This is a genomic window from Desulfopila sp. IMCC35006 (genome assembly GCF_005116645.1).
In the GTDB taxonomy this organism is placed as follows: domain Bacteria; phylum Desulfobacterota; class Desulfobulbia; order Desulfobulbales; family Desulfocapsaceae; genus Desulforhopalus_A.
Genome location: NZ_SWCM01000013.1, coordinates 20,985 through 44,036 on the forward strand (window position 1 = coordinate 20,985; position 23,052 = coordinate 44,036).

Below are 23,052 nucleotides of genomic sequence, written 5' to 3' on the forward strand. Positions count from 1 at the left end.
TTTCTCCTAGTAACTAGGCAAGTTGCTTAGGCAGTTAGCGGCATTTTCATTCTCTTTGACAACACCACTACCGGTTTCTTTGGTTTCATATTCAATCCTTTGCAACATATCACCCCACCATTGAAGTAAATCTCGACGCTGTTCGAGATACTCAGCGCGATTATAGGCTCCTTTTATCTTATTTTTTTCCTCATGCGCAAGAGCTTTTTCAATCACCTCTGAGGGAAACTTGTTTGACTCGTGCGCCATAGAAGAAAAGGAAGACCTGAAACCATGTGGTGTTGCTTTACCTTTGTAGCCCATATCACGGAGAGCCTTACTCATTGCATTATCAGACATTGGCTTATCAAAATCTCTGGCTGACGGAAAAACTAGGCCATCGGTACCAAATAGGTTTCCCGATCGCTCTAATATTGCTACAGCCTGATGAGAGAGTGGCACAATATGTGGACGTCTCATCTTCATACGTTCAGCTGGTATATGCCATTCTTTAGTTTGCATATCCATTTCAGACCACCTTGCATTACGAACCTCACCAGAGCGGCAAGCTGTTAATGCCGTAAACTGCAGAGCTAGCTTTGTAATGGTAAGCATTTTATTATTGGCAGTGATATCTCTAAGAAGCTTAGCAAGGTCTTTATCAAAAACTGCAGGCATATGCTCGACAAGTTTTGATTTTAAAACACCCTGCATATCAGCTGCAGGGTTATAGGTAGCTTTGCCTGTCTGAACTGCATAGCGGAAAACGGCATTCATTCTCTGTAGCACCTTTCTAGCAATTTCCAGAGCACCTCGTTTTTCTATACTTCTAAGAATTTTCAAAACATCTGGGGGGGTAATTATATCAATTGCTACATCACCTATAACTGGAAATGCATCTCTTCTAAGTGTCGTAAGCACGGCATTTGCGTGGTCATTACTCCACCTATCTTTTTGAGTATCAATCCATTCAACCGCTACAAACTTAAATGAATTATTCCTTCGTTCCTTCTCTTGCTCTTCCTTGGCAACGTTTTCTTGCTTTTTAGCTCTTCTGGCTCTTGCTGGGCTCAAACCTTCTTTTACCAGATCTCGTGCCTCTCTGTGTTTTTTTCGTGCCTGCTCAAGTGACAATTCTGGATATCGACCGATAATATAAATCCCACTTTTTCCAACGATTTTATATCGATACATCCAGCGCTTAATCCCGGTCTTAATAATCTCATAAAACAATCCATTACCATCGGAAAAGCGACCCGGTTCTTTAAGGTTTCTAACCTGCATAGCTGTAAGTTTGGGCAAAGCAGACTCCAAAGGGTATATTTTAAAAAGCGAGTTCGTCTTTATTTTTAAATATACCCCTCAATGTACCCTTCTTGCAAAGGATTTATCTGAACACTTATGGACAACATAGGACTGAAAAAGCAACAAAAAAGCCCCAAACCTTTTAAGGCTGGGGCTTTAATGGACTTCTATGGATTACTGTGTACTTGGCATTGGTGCCGGAGGTCGGAATCGAACCGACACGAAGTTGCCCTCGCGGGATTTTGAGTCCCGTGCGTCTACCAGTTTCACCACTCCGGCGTAGGTCTCGTATATACCCCACTTTCCCGTTTATCGTCAAGGGTAAAAGGTGCGATGCCTTCCAGTATCTGGCATTTTTCCGAATCAGGAATCACAGAGACTCACCAGTTCGCTTTATAGACTTTGTATCGCTTGAGAACCCTGTTTATATACTGCACTGTTTCAGGGATGAGAGGCACCCCACCCGTACGGCTTACCAGTCCGGGACCGGCATTATAGGCGGCAAGGGAGAGGATAAGGTCTTCATTGAAACTATCGAGGAGGCTGCGGAAATAGCGGGTGCCGCCTTCGATGTTTTCCAGCGCATTAAAGGGATTGTCGACTTGTAAATCACTCGCCGTACCGGGCATGAGCTGCATCAGCCCCTGGGCACCGCAGTGCGAGACGGCTTCACTATCAAAAGCGGATTCGGTATGGATGATCGCCTTTATCAGCGGCGGATCGACATTATAGAGTCTGCCGATGCGGATTATTTCCCGGTCATATCTGGCCGAGTCCGAACCACCGGAACTGTAGCTGGGGTAACTGCGGGTGCTGCGGGAGGGCAGATTGGCCCAGTTGACATCTTTTTTTAACTCAACTGCTTTACAGTCGGGGCTGTTCGGGACATTGGTAAAGTTGGTGGTCCCGGATGCATCAGTACAGAGATACATCTCTGCCTGCACGGTGTTGCTGTCAAAGACAAGCAACACCAGCAGCAGCATTGCATACACACCAAATCTCAGACAGGTCGAATACAGTCTGGCACGAAAAAAAGGGAAACCGATTCCGTGCCCGGATGCATGCGCTTGATCGGGAGCAGATTCCCTGCCTGAGATGAAGGTATTCAATGCCCCGGCCATTTACTTGGTTCGTTTTTCCCAATCCGCCAGAAACTGCTCCATACCGATGTCAGTCAAGGGATGCTTGGCCAACTGCGTGATGACCTTTAGAGGAATGGTGGCGATATCCGCACCGATAAGCGCGGCATCCATGACGTGCTGCGGATTCCTGACGCTGGCGACAATAATCTCGCTTTCGTACCCGTAGTTGTCATAGACTGTGGCGATATCGCTGATCAAGTCCATACTGGGGGTGCCGATATCATCGAGGCGCCCGACAAAGGGGCTGACAAAGGAGGCACCCGCCTTGGCGGCCAGAAGCGCCTGGGCAGAAGAAAAGACCAAGGTTACATTGGTCTTGATACCTTCGGCGGAGAGTTTCTTGACTGCTTTCAGTCCTTCAATAATCATCGGGATCTTGATGACGATATTGTCGGCGATCTTGGCCAGTTCTTTTGCCTCGGTCAACATCCCTTCCGCGTCGAGGCTGACGACTTCGGCGCTGACCGGACCATCGACCAACCGGCAGATTTCAGTAATAATATCTTTAAAAGGCATGCTTTCTCTGGCAATCAGCGACGGATTGGTGGTAACCCCGTCGACCATGCCCATTTCAAGGCCTTTTTTTATTTCATCAAGATTGGCCGTATCAATAAAAAACTTCATTTATGTTCTCCTTGTCTGGATCTGAATGTATTGCAGCACTCCTTGCTGCAAAAATAATGCTTTTTACCCTGGTGTTCGTAGTGCACGGCCTGCTGCCGGGGCACGAGTTTCTTGCAGACGGGGTCCTCTTCCAGGGTATCGCTCACCGGCATCTCCCCGTCTGATGGTTTCTTTTGACCACGCGGTACCGATGACGTTCTGCCGCCTGTTATGAGCCGGTAGGCAATATAAATCAGGATGGCTATGATTATGAGGCGTAGAGGGCTCAATGTTCTCTCTGGGGTCTATAATTCCAGTTCAGGACCACTCGCTTTAATAAGCATCTCATCTTTTTTACCACTTTGCAAGGTCGGTTATTCATTCCATTGGCCATGAATGATTTCCTGCTTTTTGTTGGTGGTCGAATCGATTCTCTCGCGGAGACGAGCTTCCATCTCATTGACGGTTTTTTTACTGAGGGTATCCCTGAAATCCGGTTCCAGCTCGGCCAGAGGGACGAGGACAAACAGGCGATCGCCGATGCGCGGGTGCGGCAGGGTCAGCTCAGGGCTGTCCATAACGATATCGCCGTAGTAGAGCAGGTCAAGATCGAGACTTCGATCCTGGTAGCCAAATTTTTTTTCGCTCCGCTTGCGGCCAAACGAGGCCTCTACCGCAAGCAGGACGTGCAGGAGCTCAAGAGGGGACAGTGTCACCTGCAATCGACCGACAGCATTGGTAAACCAGTGCTGACTGGTCATATCAACCGGTGCGGTCATATAGGGGCTCGACAAGCCGTCTAAAACAATGCCGTCGACATTTCCGAGAGCCTGCCAGGCCTCCTGAAGCAGGGTTTTGCTGTCGCCAAGGTTGGAACCCAGGCCAATATATGCTTTGACTGCTTTAGTGTGTAACAAAGACGAAATCCTAAATATGAGTGTACTCGTAAAAAGCCAAAACAATCACCGGAGATGGCTATATGAAAAGCTTGATATACCCCCAAAAGAAGTGCCCTCGGGGGGCAACGAAAGAGATCGGGCTTTTTACGACGCCATCAAAGATCGTGCAGGCCAAGCACATCAAACATGGAATACACCCCGCACTCTTTACCCACAATCCAGGCTGCCGCAGTGGCGGCGCCTTTAGCGAAATGATCACGGCTGTGGGCCCGATGCACCAGCTCGATTCGTTCTCCCGGTCCGGCAAAGTAGACGGTATGCTCCCCGACGATATCGGCGGCCCGGATGGTCTGAATGCCGATTTCCTTCGGCTTTCGTTCGCCGATTATGCCGCTGCGTTCCAGCACCACCACGTCTTTAAGGTTGCGATTGACACCTTCGGCGGCCATCTCACCCAGTTTGAGTGCCGTACCGCTCGGGGCGTCCTTCTTTTTATTGTGATGGGCCTCGATAATTTCAATATCGTAATCATCGCCCAGAATTGCCGCCGTCTTCTTGACCAGCTTGAACAGGACGTTGACGCAGATCGACATATTGGGTGCCTGGACACAGGGAAAGTTTTTTGCCAGCTCCTGCAGTTCCGCCAGATTCTCGGCAGAAAGACCGGTGGTGCCGATAACCATCGCCCTGTTATGTCTCGCCGCCAGTCGGGCAAACTCCATAGTCGCCTTATGAAAGGTGAAGTCGATAATCACATCGCCCTGGTCAATGACCGACTCCAGCCCCTCGCTGATGATCACCCCGTTCTCCGAACCAAGCGCTACGACTCCGGCGTCTTTGCCGATGGCAGGACTGCCGGGCGCCTCAAATGCCGCGGTACATTCCAGCCCGGGGTGGGCGTTGACCATACAGGCAACCCGCTGCCCCATCCTGCCGGCCGCACCGGCGATTATTACTTTTATCATATCAGGATCCTTTGTTGCAGAGTTCGGCCTAGAGAAGACCGAGTTCAGCCATACCCGCTTTCAATTTTTCAAGACTTGGTGCATCTATCGGAGCCAGTGGCAGACGAGGCAAGCCACTTTGGATCCGGCCCATCAGCTCCAGTCCTTTCTTGGCCGGGACCGGATTGGGGTTGCAGAACATCAGCTTCATCAGCCCGAACATTTGATAATGCAGTTCGTTGGCCTTCTGCAGATCGCCGGTCAGGGCAGCCTCCATCATCTCGGCCATTCCTTTGGGATACACATTGGAAATTACCGAGATAACACCACGTGCGCCAATAAGCGCCGTCGGCATGGCGGTAAAATCATCCCCGGACAAAACGATAAAATCATCCGGACAACGGCGGATAACATCGGTTGCCTGCTCAAGACTGCCGCAAGCCTCTTTTATGCCGATAATGTTGTCTATTTCCGCCAGCCTGGCGACGGTTTCCGGCAGCATGTTGACGACCGTTCGGCCCGGCACGTTGTACAGAAACATCGGAATATCCACTTCTTCCGCAATCTTCCGGAAATGCAGATACATGCCTTCCTGGTTCGGCTTGTTGTAATAGGGTACCACCGACAGGACCGCATCAGCCCCGCTGTCTTTGGCACTTTCCGTCAGTTCGATCGCCTCGAGGGTGTTATTGCCGCCGGTCCCGGCGATGACGGGCACCCGGCCGTTCACCGTTTTGACGGTGAGATCAATAACTCTTTTGTGTTCGGCAAAACTGATCGTCGCCGATTCTCCGGTGGTGCCGCACGGCACGATTCCATGCGTGCCGTTGTCAATCTGAAACTCGATAAGATCGACCAGTCCCTGTTCATCAAGCTCCCCGTCGATAAACGGGGTTACCAACGCAACAATCGCTCCGTTATATTTTTCCATGACTCCTCCTTGTAATACCTTGCTTAGTCAGTGTCTGTCCATACATCAGAGCAGCGCTTCAGCGGTCAGGTTGCCAGTGCAGATCAACCTGGTGGGCCCCTGCAGAAAAACATTTTCCGCCACGGGCCCATCATGTAAATCAAACAGTATCGTCAACATTTCTCCCCCGGAAGTGATAACCTCGACGGGTGCCTCCATGCCTTTCTGCATGGAGGCAAAAAGAGCAGAGGCCACGGCTCCGGTGCCGCAGGCCATGGTTTCGTTTTCCACCCCGCGTTCGTAGGTGCGTACCTTGAGCCTGCCGTCGGGCAACACCTTAACGAAGTTGACGTTTGTTCCCTTTGGCTGGAACAATTCATGGAACCGCACCCGTCGTCCCCATACTTTAACCGGGATATCGTCTTCCTTCACAAAAATTACCACCTGCGGTACGCCGGTATTGACATATGCTGCCGCATGCTCTTCCCCATCGAGTTCCAGGGAAATATCGAGGCGGAAATCAAAGGGCTGGATCATTTTCACCCGGACTACTGATTCCTCGTCGCAGATCTCCGCTTCGACTATACCGGCCAGGGTCTCCAGCTTCATTTTTTTGCCGGCGATTTTATGGCGATAGGCAAAACGCGCGGCGCACCTGGAACCATTGCCGCACATCTCGGCCACCGATCCGTCGGCATTATAAAAATTCCAGCTGAAATCGGCCGTTGTTGACTCTTCTATAAAAATAAGACCATCCGCCCCGACCGAAAACATCCGCCGGCATATCTTCCGGGCGAGACCCGGCTGATCGGCAGGAGGGATTTTCAGGGTCCGGTTGTCGATGATCACGAAATCATTGCCCGCACCACTCATCTTTTCAAAGGCGATTGGCAAAGTGACTGTCATCCCTGGACCTCCTTAAATGTTTTGAATAAGTACATCCCCTTTATCCATGATAAAACATTGCAACAATGACACTGACCAGGATTATGATGCCCTGTGGGTCGTTTTTTCGCTATCGTATACCCAAAGACGGAAGAACCCTCCAACCGCTTGCACTGCGGCCAGAGGGCATCTTGGAACGCCACGGGGATCATGCGTTTTCGGTCAGTGCCTCAGTGTGGCTTCTGTCGATTTCCTGCTCTCGTTTGGCGGTGTGGCCGTATCAATGGCAGTGATTGCATAGTAGTAACGTATATTTTCCTGGGCGTTGGTATCGACAAAGAGGGTATAATCCGCACCTACCTGACCAACCAGCTGGTATGCACCCTTGTCGGCGGTGCGACGGTAGATGCGATATCCGCCAATGTCCCCTGCTTCACTTCGATCCCAGAAAACCTTAATGCCGACGTCAGTCCGTATCACCGTTACTTCAACCGGCGTCCCCGGGGCAACCAGGTCGACTGGAGTTGTCGATACAGCCGCACTGGTTCCGCCGTTGATCAATTCATCCTGGTAGACCATCTTACTCTGGATGGCATAAAAATACTGCAAGCCATTGCGTACCTGACGGTCGACAAATCCGGTTTCTGCCACCGGTTCCCTCAGCGGCTGGAAACTTTGTCCATCGGCGCTGCGCAACACCTGGTATTTCATGGGCATTGTCACCGGGCTGCCGTCGGTGAGCTGAGTGACCGGCTGCCAGGCCAGGGTGATCTGTCCATCTCCCGGTGCCGCCGTCAACCCCTCTGGCGCTGCTGCCGGCTGATACCAGACGAAGGAAAGAATATTCGAGTCACCACTGGCAGCCCACCAGCTGGTGCGGGAACGGACCATGACAAAATATTTATAACCGGGTCGCAGAAGCGATAATTCGAAACCGGCCTTTTTCCTGATTTTACCGTCAATCGGAGAGCCGCCATCGATTATAATCGGCTCACCGAACGGAATCGGACAGGAACCGCAATACTCTTCCAGCGGCACTTCCGCCTGATACAGTTCAAACGACGTGATGTCTTCCAGCGCTGTACCGCTAATATTCTTCACCGGGTATGACCAGCTGAGCTGCACTCCCTTTTCGTTCGTCTGATAGAGCAGGTCGTTAATTGGCGTCGGGACGACGCTCTGCGGCGGTATCGGTGAATTCTTATACCCACAGCCGCTCAGCAGGAGGAGGAAAATCCCCAGCACTGCAAATCCTGCCGCCTGTCCCGCGAAGCTTTTTTTCATTGGCTGAGCCCCAGGTTTTTCTCAGCCGCGACAACCGCTTCCGCAACCCTTACCCCGCCGGTTCCGCCGGTTGATATCCTGCTGTTGACAGAACCTTCGACGCTGAGCACTTCATAGACATCCTTGCCGATTACCGGTGAAAATCCGGCCAGCTCGGCCAGCGTCAGATCCGGCAGTTCACAGCCTTTTTTCAGACAATAGGCGACAGCCCCGCCGACAATCGCGTGGGCCTCCCTGAACGGGACGTTTTTCAGCACCAGGTAATCGGCGAGATCGGTGGCCGTCATACACCCGGTCCGGGTCGCCTCGGCCATCCGCTCGGTATTAAAGGTGAGGTTCTCGAGGAGTTCCGCCATAATCGCCAGAGACGCCGAAACGGTGTCCACCGCATCGAAAACCGGCTCTTTGTCTTCCTGCAGATCTCGGTTGTAGGTAAGCGGCAAGCCCTTCATCAGGGTGATCAGGGTCATCAGACTACCGACGACACGACCGCTCTTGCCCCTGATCAGCTCGGGAATATCCGGATTTTTCTTCTGCGGCATGATCGACGAGCCGGTGCAGAATTTATCGGAAATATCGACAAAGTGAAACTCCTGGCCCGACCAGAGCACCAGCTCTTCGGAAAGCCTCGAGAGATGGAGCTGGATCATGGTGCAGGTGCTGGTGAACTCAATCGCGTAATCCCGGTCCCCGGAGGTATCCATGGAGTTGGCGGTAACCCCGTCAAAACCGAGGGCTTTGGCAACCTGTTCCCGATCGATCGGCAGCCCGGTGCCGGCCATGGCCGCGCAGCCGAGCGGTGACAGGTTGAGCCGCTTGCGGCAATCGGCCATCCGGCCAAGGTCCCGGCCGAACATCTCGTAGTAGGCCAGCATGTGGTGGGCTATCTGCACCGGCTGCGCCCTTTGCATATGGGTGTAACCGGGCATGATGTGGCCGAGATATTTTCGGGCCAGGACAACAAAGGCCTTCCGGATGTCGTGGAGCAGCGCCATGAGAATATCGCACTGGTCACGCAGATACATTTTGAAATCAAGGGCGACCTGATCGTTGCGCGACCTGCCGCTGTGCAGCTTCGCGCCCGCCGGGCCAATCCGTTCGACCAGGGATTTTTCGATATTCATATGAATATCTTCCAGCTCGCGCCGGAATACAAATGTTCCCTGATCAATTTCCTGCTCGATTGCCGTCAGACCATCTTTTATTGCCGTCAGCTCGTCTCTGGTCAGGATTCCATGGTCGGCCAGCATATCGGCATGGGCCTTGCTGCCGGCGATGTCATACTTATAGAGCCGGGAATCATACTGAATGGAGGCGGAAAAAGCCTCCACCGAGGCGGCAGTCCCTTCACTGAAACGCCCTCCCCACATTTTTCCCGATCCGCTTTTTTTCGGCTCAGTCATAACTCAATTACCTATTTTTTGAATCGATTTTGCAGCGCATTTATTTTCAACCTGAGCCCATTGAGCCGGATAAATCCGGTCGCATCGCCCTGATCGTAGACATGGTCTTCCTCAAAGGTAGCAAAGGATTCCTGATACAGCGACTGATCCGATTTACGCCCGACCGGGATGCAGTTTCCTTTGTAGAGCTTCAACCGGACCGTGCCGTTGACCGTTTTCTGGCATGCATCCATGGTCCCCTGCAGCAATTCGCGTTCCGGGGAAAACCAGAAACCGTTATAGATCAGCTCGGCGTACTGCGGTATCAGGGAATCACGAATACGCATGACCTCCCGGTCAAGGCAGATGGTTTCCAGATCACGATGGGCCGTACGCAGCACGGTGCCGCCGGGGGTCTCGTACACCCCGTGGGACTTCATGCCGACAAACCGATTCTCCACCAGGTTGAGTCGACCAATGCCATTGGCGCCACCCAGTTGATTGAGCCGGGTGAAAAGAGCCAGCGGGCTCATTTTTACGCCGTCCAGGGCCACCGGATCGCCACCGGCAAATTCGATCTCCAGGTAGGTGGCGACATCAGGCGCTTTTTCCGGCGAGACAGTGAATTTGAACATATCCTCATCCGGCTCGTTCCACGGATCTTCCAGGATACCGCCTTCATAGCTGATATGGAGAAGATTTTCGTCACAGCTGTAGGGGTTCTTCTTGGTTACCGGGACCGGAATATTGTGTTCCTGGGCGAACTCCACCAGCTTCTGCCGGGAGTTGAGGTTCCAGGTTCTCCAGGGGGCAATGATCTGCAGGTTCGGCGCCAGACCTATATAGCCCAGTTCAAAGCGGACCTGATCATTGCCTTTACCGGTCGCACCATGGCTTACCGCGTCCGCGCCTTCTGCCTGGGCGATCCGGACCTGTTCCTTGGCAATCAGAGGTCTGGCCAGGGAAGTGCCGAGCAGATAGGAGCCCTCGTAAATGGCATTTGCCCGAAAAGCCGGAAAAATGTACTCTTCGACGAATTCTTTTTTCAGATCGGAGACGATCACCTTCTCCGCGCCGGTGGCAAGGCCCTTTTTCTTCACTGCTTCCCAGTTTTCTTCCTGGCCGATATCCGCCGAATAAGCGATCACCGAGCATTTATATTCCTCGGCCAGCCACTTGAGAATAACCGATGTATCGAGACCGCCGGAATAGGCGAGAACTATCTTGTTGACACTCATATCACATCCTAGTTTTTATAATTTTACGAAAATATTTCCACTGAAACACCTGCTCACTTTCCTGTCAGGCTTTCCAGGATTGCCTTATGCACATGCATTGTATTTTCCGCCTGGTCAAACGCCACGCACTGTACCGACTCCAGTACCTCCTCGGTTATTTCCTCCTCCCGGTGAGCGGGAAGAGAGTGCAGAACAATACAGTCAGGCGGTGCTTCAGCCAGAAGTTCACTGTTCAACTGGTATTTGGCGAAGACGCGCAGCCTTTCCTGCTGCGCACCCTCCGCCCATGCTCCGACATTTATGACATCGGCCAGCCGTACCGCCTCTTCGGGACTGCGGACAAGGGTAATGGGTTTTTTTGCTTTTTTCCGGCCTGCGGCAAAAATTTCACTGGCCGGTTCATACCCCCTGGGACAAGCCAGGGTCAGCTCAAAGCCGATGACTGCCGCCGCCTGAATCCAGGAGTTCGCCATGCTATTGCCATTGCCGATCCAGGCTATATGCAGATCTTCCAGCACTCCTTTCTTTTCTAAAATTGTCATCAGGTCACACAGCACCTGGAAGGTATGCTGGACGTCCGTCAGGGCATCGTGTACCGGAACCGTCGCATTATCGACGGGTCCATCGACCACCTCTTGCCCCTGAGCAGTCTGCTGCTCTTGTTTGAGTTCAATCGCCCGATCAATGATATGGATCAGCTCTGTTTTAGTAAATTCCTGTAACGATCGTAAATCCTTCGACACCCTGTTCACCTCAAAACAAAAAGAAGAATATTCTCCGGTTGATTTACCCGCAATGCCTGCGCTTTCCTGTTGATACCTTACCCCCTCGCGAGTACTGAAATGAGCACCCGTTTTACCCGTTTACCGGGGTAATCCAAAGGGGAGAGAGGTGGTATCATTACATAAAAGGGGGGTGATTTGCAAAACATTTCCCCCAAAAGAGAAGCCTCCCTGTTTTTTCAGCTTCAACGAGGAAAATCAAAACTCAGCGAGAACCTCGGCAAGCGCCGCCACCAGCAGGTCGATTTCTTCCTTCGTCACAATCAGCGGCGGAACAAACCGCAGCGCCACATTGCCGGCAAAGTTCATCAGAAAACCACGATCGAACATCTTATTGACGATTGCGGTACCGTGGGCAACTCCCTGCTCCGTGAGGACGGCGCCAACGAGCAGCCCCATCCCCCGCGCCGAGCTGAGCAGGGCCGGGAACCGCTGGGCCAGCTTCCTCAGCTCTGCCTGGAAATAGGCACCCTTCTGCATGACATCTGCCAGAAAACCGTCGGCAAGGATGATCTTCAAGGTCGCCACAGCAGCAGCACAGGCCACCGGATTGCCGCCGAAAGTGGACGCATGGGTACCGGGCACAAAGGCGGCGGCAATCTTTTCACTGGTGAGCATCCCGCCGATGGGCAGTCCGTTGGCCAGCGCCTTGGCCATGGTCAGGATATCCGGTTGAATGCCCAGCTGCTCATAAGCAAAGAGGCTTCCCGTCCGGCCCATACCGGTCTGCACTTCATCGAAAATTAGCAGCAGGCCGTGTTTTTTGCAGAGGGCTTGAATTCCCTGCAGATACTCTTTCGCCAGCGGCCGCACGCCGCCCTCACCCTGGAGAGGTTCACAGAGAATAGCACAGGTAGAGCTGTCGATCATCTCCTCCAGAGCCAGCAGGTCACCGAACGGGGCATGGAGAAACCCCTCGGGCAGCGGCTGAAATCCTTTATGGAATTTGGGCTGCCCGGTTGCCGCCACGGTGGCAAGGGTCCGGCCATGAAACGATCCGGAAAGACTGATGATTTTATAGCGCTCCGCAGCAGAGTAGATACGGGCCAGCTTTATCGCCGCCTCATTGGCTTCGGCACCACTGTTGCACAAAAAGAGCTTTTCCCCGAAGGAATGGGCGATGATCGTCTCGGCCAGCTCGATCTGCGGCAGCGTATAGTAGAGATTGGAGACATGCACCAGCTCGCCTGCCTGGCGACAGATGGCCTCGGTTATTTTCGGATGGGCATGACCTAGCGCGCAAACGGCAATTCCGGCCATAAAATCCAGGTATTGCCTGCCGTCGGCATCAGTCAGCCGACACCCGGACCCCTTCACCATCGCGGCGGGGTACCTGGAGTAGGTACCGACAAATACTTTATCGCCCCGTTCTTTGAGCTCTTTATTGCTGTTCATAGCGTATGTATTCTCACAGTCTCTAGTAAATTTCCGTACCCACGCCCTCATTGGTAAACATCTCCAACAGGATCGCATGCTCTACCCGCCCGTCAATGATATACGTTTTCCCAACCCCGCGTCGCAGGGCATCTTCACAGCAGCGCACTTTCGGGATCATTCCGCCGGCAATGGTGCCATCGCTGATCAACCCTTCCAGCTGCTGGTGCGGCAGCGTAGTGATTAACTCACCCTTTTTGTCTTTTACCCCGGCAACATCGGTCAGCAGCATCAGTTTTTCCGCAGAGAGCGCCCCGGCAATGGCTCCGGCAACCAGATCCGCATTGATGTTAAAGGCCTGCCCGTCATCTCCCACGCCAACGGGGGCAATGACCGGAATAAAATCCTTCAGGTACAGGCTTTCCAGGACGCCGGTATTTATTCTGGTAACCTGGCCGACGCGCCCCAGATCGATGAGTTCCGGCGGAGCTTCCTGCATCGTTTCGTCGCCCCTGGTGCTGCTCACCTTGAGTTTTTCGGCACAGACCAGATCCCCGTCCCGGCCTGAAAGCCCAACGGCCTTGCCGCCGCAATGATTAATCAGGCCGACAATCTCTTTATTCACCTTACCCACCAGGACCATCTCCACCACATCCATGGTTTCGCCGTCGGTCACCCGCATCCCCTGGATATAACTGGGCTTGATGCCCAGACGGTCAAGCAGCCTGTTGATCTGGGGGCCCCCGCCGTGCACAATGACCGGGTTAATACCGATCTGTTTGAGCAAAATTACATTCAGGGCGAACTGTTTTTTCAGGTGTTCGTCAACCATCGCATGACCGCCATATTTGATCACAATGGTTTTGTGCCTGAATTCCTGCATATAGGGAAGGGCTTCCAGAAGCACTTTCGCCTTGGCAATACTCTCTTCAACGGTTTTTACCATAGCGCCATTTTCGATCCTTCAATCGATCCTTATATTATTGTATGAAATCAGTGAGCTAAAGTGCACAACGAGGGCACGGCGACAAGGTGCTATTGTAATTGCTCATATTATGTAAGTAAAGCACTCTTTGTTGTCGCGCCCGCGCACCATGTGCTTTACATTTAAAGACCTTTACGCTACGATGGGCTCGGTATAGTTTGCGGGTCCCGGCTCATCACCATAACTCTGGTAATTCCCGATGAAATTCATCAATTGTTTTGTTCTTATTTTCAACAGTTGTCTCATATTGTGCCTTTTCTTCCTCGGCCCGATATCCGTTTGGGCGAGCGATGCTCCCATCCATATTGAAGCAAATCGCATGTCTTCGACCGAGCGGACCAGCTCGGTGGTATTTACCGGAAACGTCGATGCCCGGCAGGCGGACGTAAGAATTCGTTCCGATGAAATGACGGTTTATTACACCCAGAGCGAGCAGACTAAAAAGGCTGAAAAGTCGGCGTCCCAACAGGTGGAGAAACTCGTCTGCACCGGCAACGTGGAAATTACCAGGGGAGAATGGCTGGGGACGGCAAAAAAAATGACCTATCTCTCCAGGGAGAGACAGGTTATACTTACAGATAATGCAAAAGCATGGCAAAATCAGAATATGGTGAGCGGCGACAAGATCATCTACTACCTGGATGAAGGCCGGTCGGAAGTTATCGGCGACACCTCGGCAACAACGGGCAAAGGGAAAAAACCGGGCGAGAAGAAACCTTCACGGGTCAACATGACCATCCGGCAAAAATGATACACTCGCAAAAAATCCAATTCATCAATGGTTCTTCCTCTTAGGGATTTTTACGACGCCATCACGACTATCCCCAACAAGACGCAGAAGATAAGCCCCGCAGGAGCGAAACGATAACACAACAGATGTCGATACTTGAAATACAAAATATTGTTAAACGTTACGGCTCCCGGACGGTAGTTGATGGTGTCAGCCTGCAGGTGCAAAGCGGTGCCGTGGTTGGCTTACTCGGACCAAACGGCGCCGGAAAGACCACCACATTTTATTCGATAGCCGGCTTCATCCGGCCGGATAAAGGTGATATTATCTTTAATGGCGAGGTGATCACCGGTCTGCCCATTCATAAACGGGCCAGAAAGGGGATTTCCTACCTGGCTCAGGAACCGTCGGTTTTTAAAAAACTCACGGTTGAAGAAAACGTGCGGATCATTCTTGAACCTCTGGGACTGTCGAAAAACGAAATCAACCACCGTATCGATGAATTGATGGCCGACCTGAACATTGAATATCTCAGGCACAACAAGGGCTACGCCCTGTCCGGAGGCGAACAGAGACGAGTGGAAATCATGCGTGCGCTGTCCACCCGGCCTCAGGTCATTTTACTCGATGAACCTTTCGCCGGCATCGACCCGCTGGCGGTCCATGATCTTCAGGAGATAATTTTCAACCTGAAAGAGAGGGGCATGGGCATTCTCATTTCCGACCATAATGTAAGAGAAACTTTACAGGTTTGTGATTTTGCCTATATAATGAATGCGGGACAAGTACTCACAAGCGGAGTCGCAGACGATATTATCAAGAGCGAAGTCGCAAGAAAAATGTATCTCGGTGAAAACTTTCACATGTAACTCTCTATGGCCCTAGAACTCAGACAACAACTCAAGCTTAGTCAAAAACTGGTCATGACGCAGCAACTGCGCCAGGCCATAAAACTCCTGCAATTGAACAGGCTTGAACTCTCTGATGCCCTGCAGGCGGAAATCGAGCAGAATCCGGCGCTCGAGGAAGATTTTTCAGCGCCGGAGAGTGTCGACAATCCCATGTCGCTCTCTTCGACCCAGGAAACATCCGGCCCCCAGACGGAGTCGGATATAACTGAAAACATCAAAGTTGGCGACACCCTGGCCGAAACCAACTGGGAAGACTACGCCAATAATTTCGACTCTAATTTTTCCTTTTCCCACGAAACACCTGCCGCCGACGCCCCGTCCCAGTTTGAATTCATCTCGGAAAAACCGGGTTTGATGGCCTACCTGCAATGGCAGCTGGCCCACAGTGAACTCGACGAAAAAGAATGGGAGATTGCCCGATTCATCATTGGCAACCTGAACAGATACGGTTTTCTCGAGGTGGACCTGGCCATGGTTATAAAGGAAACCGGCTGCGAGCAGGACGATGCAGAGTATATCCTGGAGGTGATCCAGGACCTCGACCCACCGGGGATTGCGGCAAGAAATGTCAGTGAATCTCTGTATCTTCAGCTGGAAAGATTAGGCAAGGCGGATTCTCTTGCCGCCGAAATTGTCCGCGACCACCTCCCACTGCTCGAGACCCGCAACTACAAAGCACTTTCCCGGGCCACCGGCCGGAAAAAGCCGGAACTGGAAAGGGCCATCAACTACATTGTCGCCGAACTGACCCCCTATCCGGGCCTGTCTTATGCAAAAGAGGAGACGAATTATATCGTCCCCGATGTCTATGTCCGCAAATTCGACGGCGAGTATGTTATTCGGCTCAACGATGATGATCTGCCGCAGCTCAAGCTGTCGTCTCTGTATCAGGATCTGCTGAAGAACGACAAGACCCTGGAAAAAGAATCGCGCCAGTATATTAACGAAAAGCTGAAGAATGCCGACTGGTTTATAAAATCCCTCTATCAGCGGCAGCGAACCATTATTAAGGTGATGGAGTCCATCCTCCGTTTCCAGTATGATTTTTTCGAAAAGGGAGCGCAGTACCTGAAGCCGCTTATCTTAAAAGACGTCGCCGATGATATCGAGATGCATGAATCGACGGTCAGTCGTGTCACGTCCAATAAGTATGTCCATACGCCGCTCGGGATCTACGAACTGAAATACTTCTTTTCAACGGCTATCCCGCGAGAAGGCCAGGATGCCATGGCATCTGAATCGATCAAGACCATTATCAGGAAAATGATTCAGAACGAATCTAAAGATGCCCCGCTCAGCGACAACACCATCTCGGAAAAACTCGCTGAACGAAATATCAAGATCGCCCGACGAACGGTAGCTAAATATCGGGAGCAACTGAAGATTCTCCCCGTCAAACACCGCCGCCACGCCCAATAATCCTGCCATGAGCGTCCTGGAAAGAGTGTTCTATTTCCATCGAGAAATTCTCGGCGGAAAGTATCCGAATTCAAGAACCCTCACCGAGCATTTCGAGATTTCGCTTGCAACATCGCGACGCGACATCAGCTATCTTCGCGATCGATTGCTGGCCCCCCTCCGCTTCGATGCACAGAAAAACGGCTTCTATTATGCAGAGGGGTTTCATCTGCCTTTCGAGGAAAGCCCCAGGATCATTTTTCTGCTGGCCATGCTCAGTAAACTCGCCGATGAAGCGGGCCTTGGTGAACTGCAGGAGGTCAGGCAGCTGGAACAACGGCTGTCAACCATGATTTCACCCGCGTACGGCACCATTAACGAGTCGCTCCAATGTCTGTGGATTGAGATCGAGTCCATTGATCACCAGATTTTCGAGATCGTCATCGAGGCCGTTGTCAAAAAGCAGCTCCTGGCCCTGCAATACCGGTCGATTGGCGAAGAAACAACCGCCCGAACTGTCGCCCCTCTGCAGATCATCAATTACCAGGGCCGCTGGTATTGCTACGCTTTTTGCTCCCTTCGCCAGGAAAACCGCCTTTTTCATATCGGCCGGATCCTGCGTGCCGAGCTTACCGGGCAGGACATACCCGACAATATCTCGCTGGACCGGAGCACACTCGGCCAGTCCTTTGGCATCTTTCAAGGCAAGCCCCGCTACACAGCGGAAATTCTTTTCACCTCCACGGCGGCCGAACTGGTCAAAAACCAGCGCTGGCATAAAAACCAGGAAATACTACCGGTCAAAAAAGGTGTGTTGCTGCGCCTCCCGGTCAGTGATGATCGTGAACTGGTCATGAAAATCCTCCAGTATGGGGCAATGGCCCGGGTTCTCTCGCCTCCCGCGCTCATGCAACGGCTGCAGGATGAAATTACTGCCATGGCCGAGAATTATCGACCGCAGCCGCCAAGAGTCCCACCTGATCATCGCGAAATAACAGCTATTCTTGAAAAATGACAGTACCCGCATGGAAAAGGGTGAAAACGACCGCGAAACTGTGTTAGTATTCGACTCTGTTTACTTTACAGTGCAGCGAGTATGGAGCAGAGGTTACTTACTGTTATTTTAGGAAAAAATTAATCCTTTTCGACATCAACATTCACATGGGAGACCACATCAATGAAATACGCTTTTATCGCATTAATCGCAATATATCTGATCATTTATGGATGCAGCCCCGATAGCGCCGAGAAGGCTAAAAAGGACCACAAAGAAACAGTCGAGACCACCGTCAAACAATCTCATGACAGCGACAAAGCAGCTGTTGCGGTAGAACACCAGAAACCAGCCGTACCTGCCCAAAAGGAACAAACCGAAGTTGTTAAAACAACTGAGCAACCTGCTGAATCTGCAAATCAAACAGATCCTATTCTCTCTTTTAAAGTTGTAGAACAAGCCCCCAGTGAGCAAGCAGCTGAGCCCCAACAGGTAGTTCTGCCTTGTGGCCGGGTGGTTGCCAAGGAAGATATCCAGGAAAATGGCCCCCCCTGTCTTAAAATGCAAAGCCCTGAAATGCAGGAGACAGCAGCTTCTGCTTCAGCAGGTACAGAACAGGAACTGGCTGCGGCTCTCCAGCAGATGGTGAAGACTACCAATGACATGGTTCTTGCAACCAGACAACTGGTAATCGCCACCCAGGAAATACTGAACGCCAGCAAAAAAGCGGAAGAGAAGCAGCAGGCTGAACAATCAGCTGCAGGGAAGGAAGCTGCACCTGCACAACAATGATGGCATCGTAGCAACTCAAAGTGAAGCTTAGAAATGGCTAGATAAAAATTTTGATATACAAGGCGTAGTGTTTTTGGCTGGTTTCCGACTATACAAGTAGTATGTCGGAAGTCAGCCAAAAACCTGCAACGAAGGAGATCAAACTTTTTACGACGCCATTAACCGGATTGGTGGTGATCATGTTAATAGAACGCATTTCACGACCAGCTTTTATTGTCCTGATCTGTTTTGGTTTCTGCCTGTCTTCCTGTTCGAGTCTCATAACAGCGGCTATACAGCCGGCAATTGGCAATCTGCAGCAGCAGACCAATATAGACCTGGTCTGTACCGGAACGCCTGCCTATCTGCTGATGATCGACAGCATGCTCGTCTCTTCTCCTGAAAATCGCGGCCTGCTGCTGACCGGGGTGCAATCCTTCAGTGCCTACGCGACCGCTCTCGAGGAGTGCGCCGACGCCGATGACCCGCGCATTGCCCCTGTCGCCGACAAGGCCAAACTGTACGGACTCCGCTTACTCCGCCACTATCTCCCTCTTGACGCCGGACAAAATTATGAACTGCTGGACCATCGGCTGGCAAAGCTTGACCGGAGTGACGTTCCTGACGTTTTCTGGGGTACTTTTGGCTGGCTGACCTGGATTAAAGGACAGCAGGGTTCTCCGGAGGCTGTTGCCGACATGGTAGAAATTGAAAAAATCATGGCCCGCCTTCTGGAACTCGATGAATCGTACCAGGCTGGTGCCATTCATCTGTTTTTCGGCAGCTATTATGCCGCCAAGCCGGCCATGCTGGGCGGTAGACCGGATCTGAGCAAACTCCATTTCGAGAAAGCCCTGCTCCTGGCCAGACACAGATTTCTCCTGACCCAGACCACCTATGCCGAAACGCTGGCCAGAACAACGCTCGATCAGAAACTGCACGACCGCCTGCTGCACGAGGTGCTTGCCTTCCCGCTTGACAGTGCCCCGGAATTTGGGCTCAGCAACCAGATCGCCGTCAGTCGGGCTAAAAGACTGCTCAAAGAAAATTATTTCAATTAATAAAAACGTATCTTCTTCAATTTGCTGTTCACGGAGAAACCATGCAACGCTTTGCAACCACCCTTCTGGCCATGTTATCCCTTCTTTTTTTCAGTTGTCACCAACTGCAGGCGGCACCGAAATATCTGTTTAAAATCGCGACACTCGCCCCGGCGGGTTCGGTCTGGATTGAACAGTTTGACAACTTTGCCAAAGAAGTTGCCGAGAAAACCGGCGGCGAGGTGAGCTTTCGCATGTACCCCGGGGGCGTTATGGGCGACGACCAGTCCATGTATCGCAAGATGCGGGTCGGCCAGCTGCACGGGGGCGGGTTTACCATGACCGGAATTTCCGCCTTCGTTCCCGATTTCCGGGTCCTCTCGATCCCTTTTCTGTTCGATTCCTATGCCGAGGTCGACTATGTAAAAGAAGGATTGACCCCCACCTTTAAGGAGCGATTCCGTGAAAAAGGCCTGGAATATATTGCCATGACCGAGGTAGGCTTTATCTACGCCATGTCGACACAACCCATTGCCACTTTTGCAATTCTCAAGAATTCAAAAAACTGGAGCCCCGCAGGAGATCCTGTATCCGAGGCGTACCTTTCCACCCTCGGCATTTCACCGGTCCAGCTGTCCATCCCGGATGTCCTGACGTCGCTGCAGAGCGGCCTGGTCGAGACAGTCTACAACTCCTTTTACGGCTCAATCGTTTTGCAGTGGTTCACCAAGGCCCGCTATATAGCCGACATCCCCTATGGATACGCCTACGGGGTTTTTGCCCTGGACGGCAAGAGCTTCGCCCGGCTTCCTGCAACGCACAGGAAAGCAATCGAGGCAGCCGCCCGGAATCACTTTCCAGTCCTGTTGCAAAAGACCAGGGAAAGCAACAGCGATTCCCGTCAGGTCCTCGAAAAACGCGGCTGCGAATTCCTGAAGGTTGACCAAGAAACGAGCCAGATATTGCGCGAAAAAACTGGTGATACCGTAAAACTGCTGGTGCCGGACTCGCTGTCAAAAGATATCTATGACCAGACCATCGGCCTGCGTGATACATTCCGCAAGACAACACCAGCAACGGGTGCGAATTGATCGAGAAGCAGAAAAGCACAATCTTTCAGACCCACCCCCTTCTGCGTCTGATCGACAAAGGAGAAAGCCTGGGGCTCTGCCTGCTGCTCACCGCGATGATCCTGCTCGCCTGTGTGCAGATTGTGCTGCGCACCTTTTTTGCAACCGGCCTGCTCTGGGCAGACCCGCTGGTGCGCTATCTGGTGCTCTGGTGCGGCCTTATCGGGGCGATTGCCGCCACCGGCCAGGGCAAACACATTGCCCTGGACATTATCGGCGACTCTCTCCCTGCAAAGCTTGAACCGTGGGTTGTCCTGGTAACCCACCTGTTCTGTACCCTTGCCGCCGCCGGATTGACCTGGGCCGGATGGCGATTTCTCGGCGATGAAATAGAGACCGGCGGAGTCGGTCCCCTGTCCCTGCCCCTCTGGTTCTGGAACGGCATCTTTCCGGTAGCCTTTGGTCTTATTACCCTGAAGTATCTCCTGCTGCTGCTCGCCCAGCTGAGAACTCTTTGCTCGCCAGACCAACCGGCGGACAGCGTACAGCCATGAGCATCCTGAAAACCCTGATACTCTTTCTGGCCCTGTTCAGATCCCCGCTTTTTCTGGTCATCGGCGCTCTCGCCCTGCTCTCTTTTGTCTCGGCCGACATTGATGTCTCGGTGGTTATCATCGAGATGGCCCGACTGGCCGATACCCCGCTGCTCGTTTCCCTGCCGCTGTTCATCTTTGCCGGTATTCTGCTCTCGGAAAGCAAGGCCCCCAGCCGCATGCTGCGTTTTTCCCAGATTTTTCTCGGCTGGCTGCCGGGCGGCCTGGCGGTCATCACTCTTTGTGTCTGCGCCATTTTCACCGCTTTTACCGGTGCCTCCGGGGTGACCATTTTTGCCCTGGGCGGCCTGCTCTTGCCAGCCCTGCTGGAAGACGGGTACGGTGACAAGTTCTCCATGGGCCTTATCACCTCGTCCGGCAGTCTGGGCCTGCTCTTTCCGCCCAGCCTGCCGCTCATCATCTACGGGGTTATCGCCGAATCGCGGATCGACCACCTCTTTCTGGCAGGCATCCTGCCGGGCATGCTCATGCTCCTGCTGCTGATCGGCTACGCGCTGGTGAAAAGTCCGCCCCGACAGGCAAGACCAACCTACAGCGCCCAGCAAAGATGGCAGGGATTGCGGGAAATCGGCTGGGAACTGCCCTTGCCGGTTATTCTGCTCGGCGGCATCTATGGCGGGATTTTCGTCCCCGGCGAAGCGGCGGCGGTCACTGCCCTCTATGTGCTGGTGGTCGAGGTGGGGATTCACCGGGATGTGCCGCTCCGGCAGCTGCCGGCGGTCATGAGTAAGTCCATGGTGCTGTTTGGCGGGATACTGGTCATCCTCGCCGCCTCCATGGCCTCAACCAACTACCTGATCGATCAGCAGGTACCGTCCCGACTGTTTGATTTTATCCGGAGCTATATCGACAGCAAATATACTTTTTTACTGCTGCTCAACGTCTTTCTGCTCATCGTCGGCGCAATGCTGGACATCTTCTCCGCCCTGGTGCTGATTGTACCGATAATCCTGCCGATTGCCGTGGGCTATGGCGTCGACCCGATCCACCTGGGCATTATTTTTCTCACCAATCTGCAGATAGGCTACTGTACTCCGCCGGTAGGCCTGAACCTGTTCCTCGCTTCCTATCGTTTTGAGCGCCCGGTAACCGAACTGTACCATGCCACCATACCGTTTCTCGGCCTGCTGCTCATTACCCTGCTGATCATTACCTATTTTCCATGGCTGAGCACGGTCCTGATCCAACTGGTCGGCTAGAATCCTATTGCGCGGAATCAGGGTCGAGAACCCCGACATAGGGAAGCTGCCGGTAGCCCTGCGCATAATCGAGGCCGTAACCGACGGCGAACTCGTTGGGAATATCCACGCCGCAGAAATCGATATCAATATCGACTATCCGGGCCGCGGGTTTATTGAGAAAAGCACAGATTTTCAGCGACCGGGGATTCCGGTTGCGCATCATCCGGATGACCTTGCTGAAGGTCCTGCCGGTATCGACAATATCTTCCACCAGCAGGACGTCCCGATCCTCGATCGACGAGTCCAGATCCATAACCACCTTGACGTCGCCGCTGCTGACCGTACCATCGCCGTAACTGGCCAGCGTCATGAAATCAACCACCAGGGGGATCTTGATCTGCCGCACCAGGTCGGCCATGAAAATAAAAGACCCCCGCAGCAGACCGACAACAATAAGTTCCCGGTCAAGCTGCCCGTAATGGGCATTTATTTCCGCACCAAGCCGCTGGACCGTCTTTTTAATTTCTTCTTCCGAGACGAGTATTTTGGTAATTTCATGGGTTTTCAAAATAATTCCTTTTTGATCATCTTCACGCAACGCATAAAAATATACGTTGCGTGCAAAATGGCT

The 23,052-nt window shown here is 52.5% G+C and carries 24 protein-coding genes and 1 tRNA gene; 9 read left to right on the forward strand and 16 right to left on the reverse strand.

The window, feature by feature from the left end:
- Positions 1-6: 6 nt before the first annotated feature.
- The 15 genes from FCL47_RS18765 to argB all read right to left on the reverse strand — a co-directional run bounded on the left by FCL47_RS18765 (position 7) and on the right by argB (position 13,673).
- Complete coding sequence (locus tag FCL47_RS18765; protein WP_136815176.1) at positions 7-1,281, reverse strand: tyrosine-type recombinase/integrase; 1,275 nt, start codon at positions 1,279-1,281, stop codon at positions 7-9.
- A 195-nt stretch (positions 1,282-1,476) separates the two neighbouring features.
- A tRNA-Leu gene (locus tag FCL47_RS18770) sits at positions 1,477-1,563 on the reverse strand.
- A gap of 101 nt (positions 1,564-1,664) precedes the next feature.
- A complete protein-coding gene (locus FCL47_RS18775) occupies positions 1,665-2,405 on the reverse strand; it encodes a lytic transglycosylase domain-containing protein (protein ID WP_240744301.1) in 741 nt (246 codons plus the stop codon).
- Positions 2,406-3,050 carry a fructose-6-phosphate aldolase gene (gene fsa, locus FCL47_RS18780; RefSeq protein ID WP_136815177.1) on the reverse strand — a complete coding sequence of 215 codons (645 nt, stop codon included), beginning with the start codon at positions 3,048-3,050 and terminating at the stop codon, positions 2,406-2,408. It lies immediately after the preceding gene.
- Positions 3,047-3,319, reverse strand: a complete 273-nt coding sequence (locus FCL47_RS18785; RefSeq protein WP_136815178.1) for a YHS domain-containing protein — start codon at positions 3,317-3,319, stop codon at positions 3,047-3,049. The genes fsa and FCL47_RS18785 overlap by 4 nt, the downstream gene beginning before the upstream one ends.
- A gap of 84 nt (positions 3,320-3,403) precedes the next feature.
- Positions 3,404-3,946, reverse strand: coding sequence for a 2-amino-4-hydroxy-6-hydroxymethyldihydropteridine diphosphokinase (folK, locus tag FCL47_RS18790; RefSeq protein ID WP_167496562.1), 543 nt, complete (start codon positions 3,944-3,946; stop codon positions 3,404-3,406).
- 137 nt (positions 3,947-4,083) lie between these two features.
- Entirely contained in the window at positions 4,084-4,893 is an 810-nt protein-coding gene (dapB, locus tag FCL47_RS18795) for a 4-hydroxy-tetrahydrodipicolinate reductase (RefSeq protein WP_136815180.1), read from the reverse strand.
- A 28-nt stretch (positions 4,894-4,921) separates the two neighbouring features.
- Positions 4,922-5,803 (reverse strand): 4-hydroxy-tetrahydrodipicolinate synthase, encoded by an 882-nt coding sequence (dapA, locus tag FCL47_RS18800; protein WP_136815181.1) that lies wholly within the window; start codon positions 5,801-5,803, stop codon positions 4,922-4,924.
- 45 nt (positions 5,804-5,848) lie between these two features.
- Entirely contained in the window at positions 5,849-6,688 is an 840-nt protein-coding gene (dapF, locus tag FCL47_RS18805; protein WP_136815182.1) for a diaminopimelate epimerase, read from the reverse strand.
- A gap of 201 nt (positions 6,689-6,889) precedes the next feature.
- Positions 6,890-7,951: a fibronectin type III domain-containing protein gene (locus FCL47_RS18810; protein WP_136815183.1), complete on the reverse strand. Its 1,062-nt coding sequence runs from the start codon at positions 7,949-7,951 to the stop codon at positions 6,890-6,892.
- Positions 7,948-9,354: an argininosuccinate lyase gene (gene argH / locus FCL47_RS18815; RefSeq protein ID WP_136815184.1), complete on the reverse strand. Its 1,407-nt coding sequence runs from the start codon at positions 9,352-9,354 to the stop codon at positions 7,948-7,950. Before argH ends, FCL47_RS18810 begins: the two co-directional genes overlap by 4 nt.
- A gap of 11 nt (positions 9,355-9,365) precedes the next feature.
- Positions 9,366-10,571 carry an argininosuccinate synthase gene (locus FCL47_RS18820; protein WP_136815185.1) on the reverse strand — a complete coding sequence of 402 codons (1,206 nt, stop codon included), beginning with the start codon at positions 10,569-10,571 and terminating at the stop codon, positions 9,366-9,368.
- Between the two features lie 53 nt (positions 10,572-10,624).
- Positions 10,625-11,314: a hypothetical protein gene (locus FCL47_RS18825; protein ID WP_240744302.1), complete on the reverse strand. Its 690-nt coding sequence runs from the start codon at positions 11,312-11,314 to the stop codon at positions 10,625-10,627.
- Between the two features lie 237 nt (positions 11,315-11,551).
- Positions 11,552-12,748, reverse strand: coding sequence for an aspartate aminotransferase family protein (locus FCL47_RS18830; RefSeq protein WP_136815187.1), 1,197 nt, complete (start codon positions 12,746-12,748; stop codon positions 11,552-11,554).
- Between the two features lie 22 nt (positions 12,749-12,770).
- On the reverse strand, positions 12,771-13,673 hold the full coding sequence (gene argB / locus FCL47_RS18835; protein ID WP_136815188.1) for an acetylglutamate kinase: 903 nt from the start codon (positions 13,671-13,673) through the stop codon (positions 12,771-12,773).
- A gap of 238 nt (positions 13,674-13,911) precedes the next feature.
- Here argB and lptA point away from each other — a divergent pair, with 238 nt between their 5' ends.
- The 9 genes from lptA (at position 13,912) to FCL47_RS18880 (ending at position 22,439) form a co-directional block, all read left to right on the forward strand.
- Positions 13,912-14,463, forward strand: coding sequence for a lipopolysaccharide transport periplasmic protein LptA (gene lptA / locus FCL47_RS18840; protein ID WP_136815189.1), 552 nt, complete (start codon positions 13,912-13,914; stop codon positions 14,461-14,463).
- 125 nt (positions 14,464-14,588) lie between these two features.
- Positions 14,589-15,311 carry an LPS export ABC transporter ATP-binding protein gene (gene lptB / locus FCL47_RS18845; RefSeq protein WP_136815191.1) on the forward strand — a complete coding sequence of 241 codons (723 nt, stop codon included), beginning with the start codon at positions 14,589-14,591 and terminating at the stop codon, positions 15,309-15,311.
- A 6-nt stretch (positions 15,312-15,317) separates the two neighbouring features.
- A complete protein-coding gene (rpoN, locus tag FCL47_RS18850; protein ID WP_136815192.1) occupies positions 15,318-16,772 on the forward strand; it encodes an RNA polymerase factor sigma-54 in 1,455 nt (484 codons plus the stop codon).
- A gap of 7 nt (positions 16,773-16,779) precedes the next feature.
- Positions 16,780-17,766, forward strand: coding sequence for a YafY family protein (locus FCL47_RS18855; RefSeq protein ID WP_136815193.1), 987 nt, complete (start codon positions 16,780-16,782; stop codon positions 17,764-17,766).
- A gap of 162 nt (positions 17,767-17,928) precedes the next feature.
- Positions 17,929-18,537 carry a hypothetical protein gene (locus tag FCL47_RS18860; protein ID WP_136815195.1) on the forward strand — a complete coding sequence of 203 codons (609 nt, stop codon included), beginning with the start codon at positions 17,929-17,931 and terminating at the stop codon, positions 18,535-18,537.
- Positions 18,538-18,716: 179 nt separating this feature from the next.
- Positions 18,717-19,577, forward strand: a complete 861-nt coding sequence (locus FCL47_RS18865) for a TRAP transporter TatT component family protein (protein ID WP_167496563.1) — start codon at positions 18,717-18,719, stop codon at positions 19,575-19,577.
- Between the two features lie 41 nt (positions 19,578-19,618).
- Positions 19,619-20,647, forward strand: coding sequence for a TRAP transporter substrate-binding protein DctP (gene dctP, locus FCL47_RS18870; RefSeq protein WP_136815198.1), 1,029 nt, complete (start codon positions 19,619-19,621; stop codon positions 20,645-20,647).
- Entirely contained in the window at positions 20,644-21,180 is a 537-nt protein-coding gene (locus FCL47_RS18875; RefSeq protein ID WP_136815200.1) for a TRAP transporter small permease, read from the forward strand. Before dctP ends, FCL47_RS18875 begins: the two co-directional genes overlap by 4 nt.
- On the forward strand, positions 21,177-22,439 hold the full coding sequence (locus FCL47_RS18880; RefSeq protein ID WP_136815202.1) for a TRAP transporter large permease: 1,263 nt from the start codon (positions 21,177-21,179) through the stop codon (positions 22,437-22,439). The genes FCL47_RS18875 and FCL47_RS18880 overlap by 4 nt, the downstream gene beginning before the upstream one ends.
- Positions 22,440-22,443: 4 nt before the next feature.
- On the opposite strand, the gene hpt is transcribed toward FCL47_RS18880, so the two are convergent.
- Entirely contained in the window at positions 22,444-22,989 is a 546-nt protein-coding gene (hpt, locus tag FCL47_RS18885) for a hypoxanthine phosphoribosyltransferase (RefSeq protein WP_136815204.1), read from the reverse strand.
- Positions 22,990-23,052: the final 63 nt, after the last annotated feature.

Coding starts and splice junctions, on each gene's coding strand:
- FCL47_RS18775 (WP_240744301.1), bottom strand. CDS start 2,405: ATGGCCGGGGCATTGAATACCTTCATCTCAGGCAGGGAATCTGCTCCC.
- fsa (WP_136815177.1), bottom strand. CDS start 3,050: ATGAAGTTTTTTATTGATACGGCCAATCTTGATGAAATAAAAAAAGGC.
- dapB (WP_136815180.1), bottom strand. CDS start 4,893: ATGATAAAAGTAATAATCGCCGGTGCGGCCGGCAGGATGGGGCAGCGG.
- dapA (WP_136815181.1), bottom strand. CDS start 5,803: ATGGAAAAATATAACGGAGCGATTGTTGCGTTGGTAACCCCGTTTATC.
- dapF (WP_136815182.1), bottom strand. CDS start 6,688: ATGACAGTCACTTTGCCAATCGCCTTTGAAAAGATGAGTGGTGCGGGC.
- FCL47_RS18810 (WP_136815183.1), bottom strand. CDS start 7,951: ATGAAAAAAAGCTTCGCGGGACAGGCGGCAGGATTTGCAGTGCTGGGG.
- argH (WP_136815184.1), bottom strand. CDS start 9,354: ATGACTGAGCCGAAAAAAAGCGGATCGGGAAAAATGTGGGGAGGGCGT.
- FCL47_RS18820 (WP_136815185.1), bottom strand. CDS start 10,571: ATGAGTGTCAACAAGATAGTTCTCGCCTATTCCGGCGGTCTCGATACA.
- FCL47_RS18830 (WP_136815187.1), bottom strand. CDS start 12,748: ATGAACAGCAATAAAGAGCTCAAAGAACGGGGCGATAAAGTATTTGTC.
- argB (WP_136815188.1), bottom strand. CDS start 13,673: ATGGTAAAAACCGTTGAAGAGAGTATTGCCAAGGCGAAAGTGCTTCTG.
- lptA (WP_136815189.1), top strand. CDS start 13,912: ATGAAATTCATCAATTGTTTTGTTCTTATTTTCAACAGTTGTCTCATA.
- lptB (WP_136815191.1), top strand. CDS start 14,589: ATGTCGATACTTGAAATACAAAATATTGTTAAACGTTACGGCTCCCGG.
- rpoN (WP_136815192.1), top strand. CDS start 15,318: ATGGCCCTAGAACTCAGACAACAACTCAAGCTTAGTCAAAAACTGGTC.
- FCL47_RS18855 (WP_136815193.1), top strand. CDS start 16,780: ATGAGCGTCCTGGAAAGAGTGTTCTATTTCCATCGAGAAATTCTCGGC.
- FCL47_RS18860 (WP_136815195.1), top strand. CDS start 17,929: ATGAAATACGCTTTTATCGCATTAATCGCAATATATCTGATCATTTAT.
- FCL47_RS18865 (WP_167496563.1), top strand. CDS start 18,717: ATGTTAATAGAACGCATTTCACGACCAGCTTTTATTGTCCTGATCTGT.
- dctP (WP_136815198.1), top strand. CDS start 19,619: ATGCAACGCTTTGCAACCACCCTTCTGGCCATGTTATCCCTTCTTTTT.
- FCL47_RS18880 (WP_136815202.1), top strand. CDS start 21,177: ATGAGCATCCTGAAAACCCTGATACTCTTTCTGGCCCTGTTCAGATCC.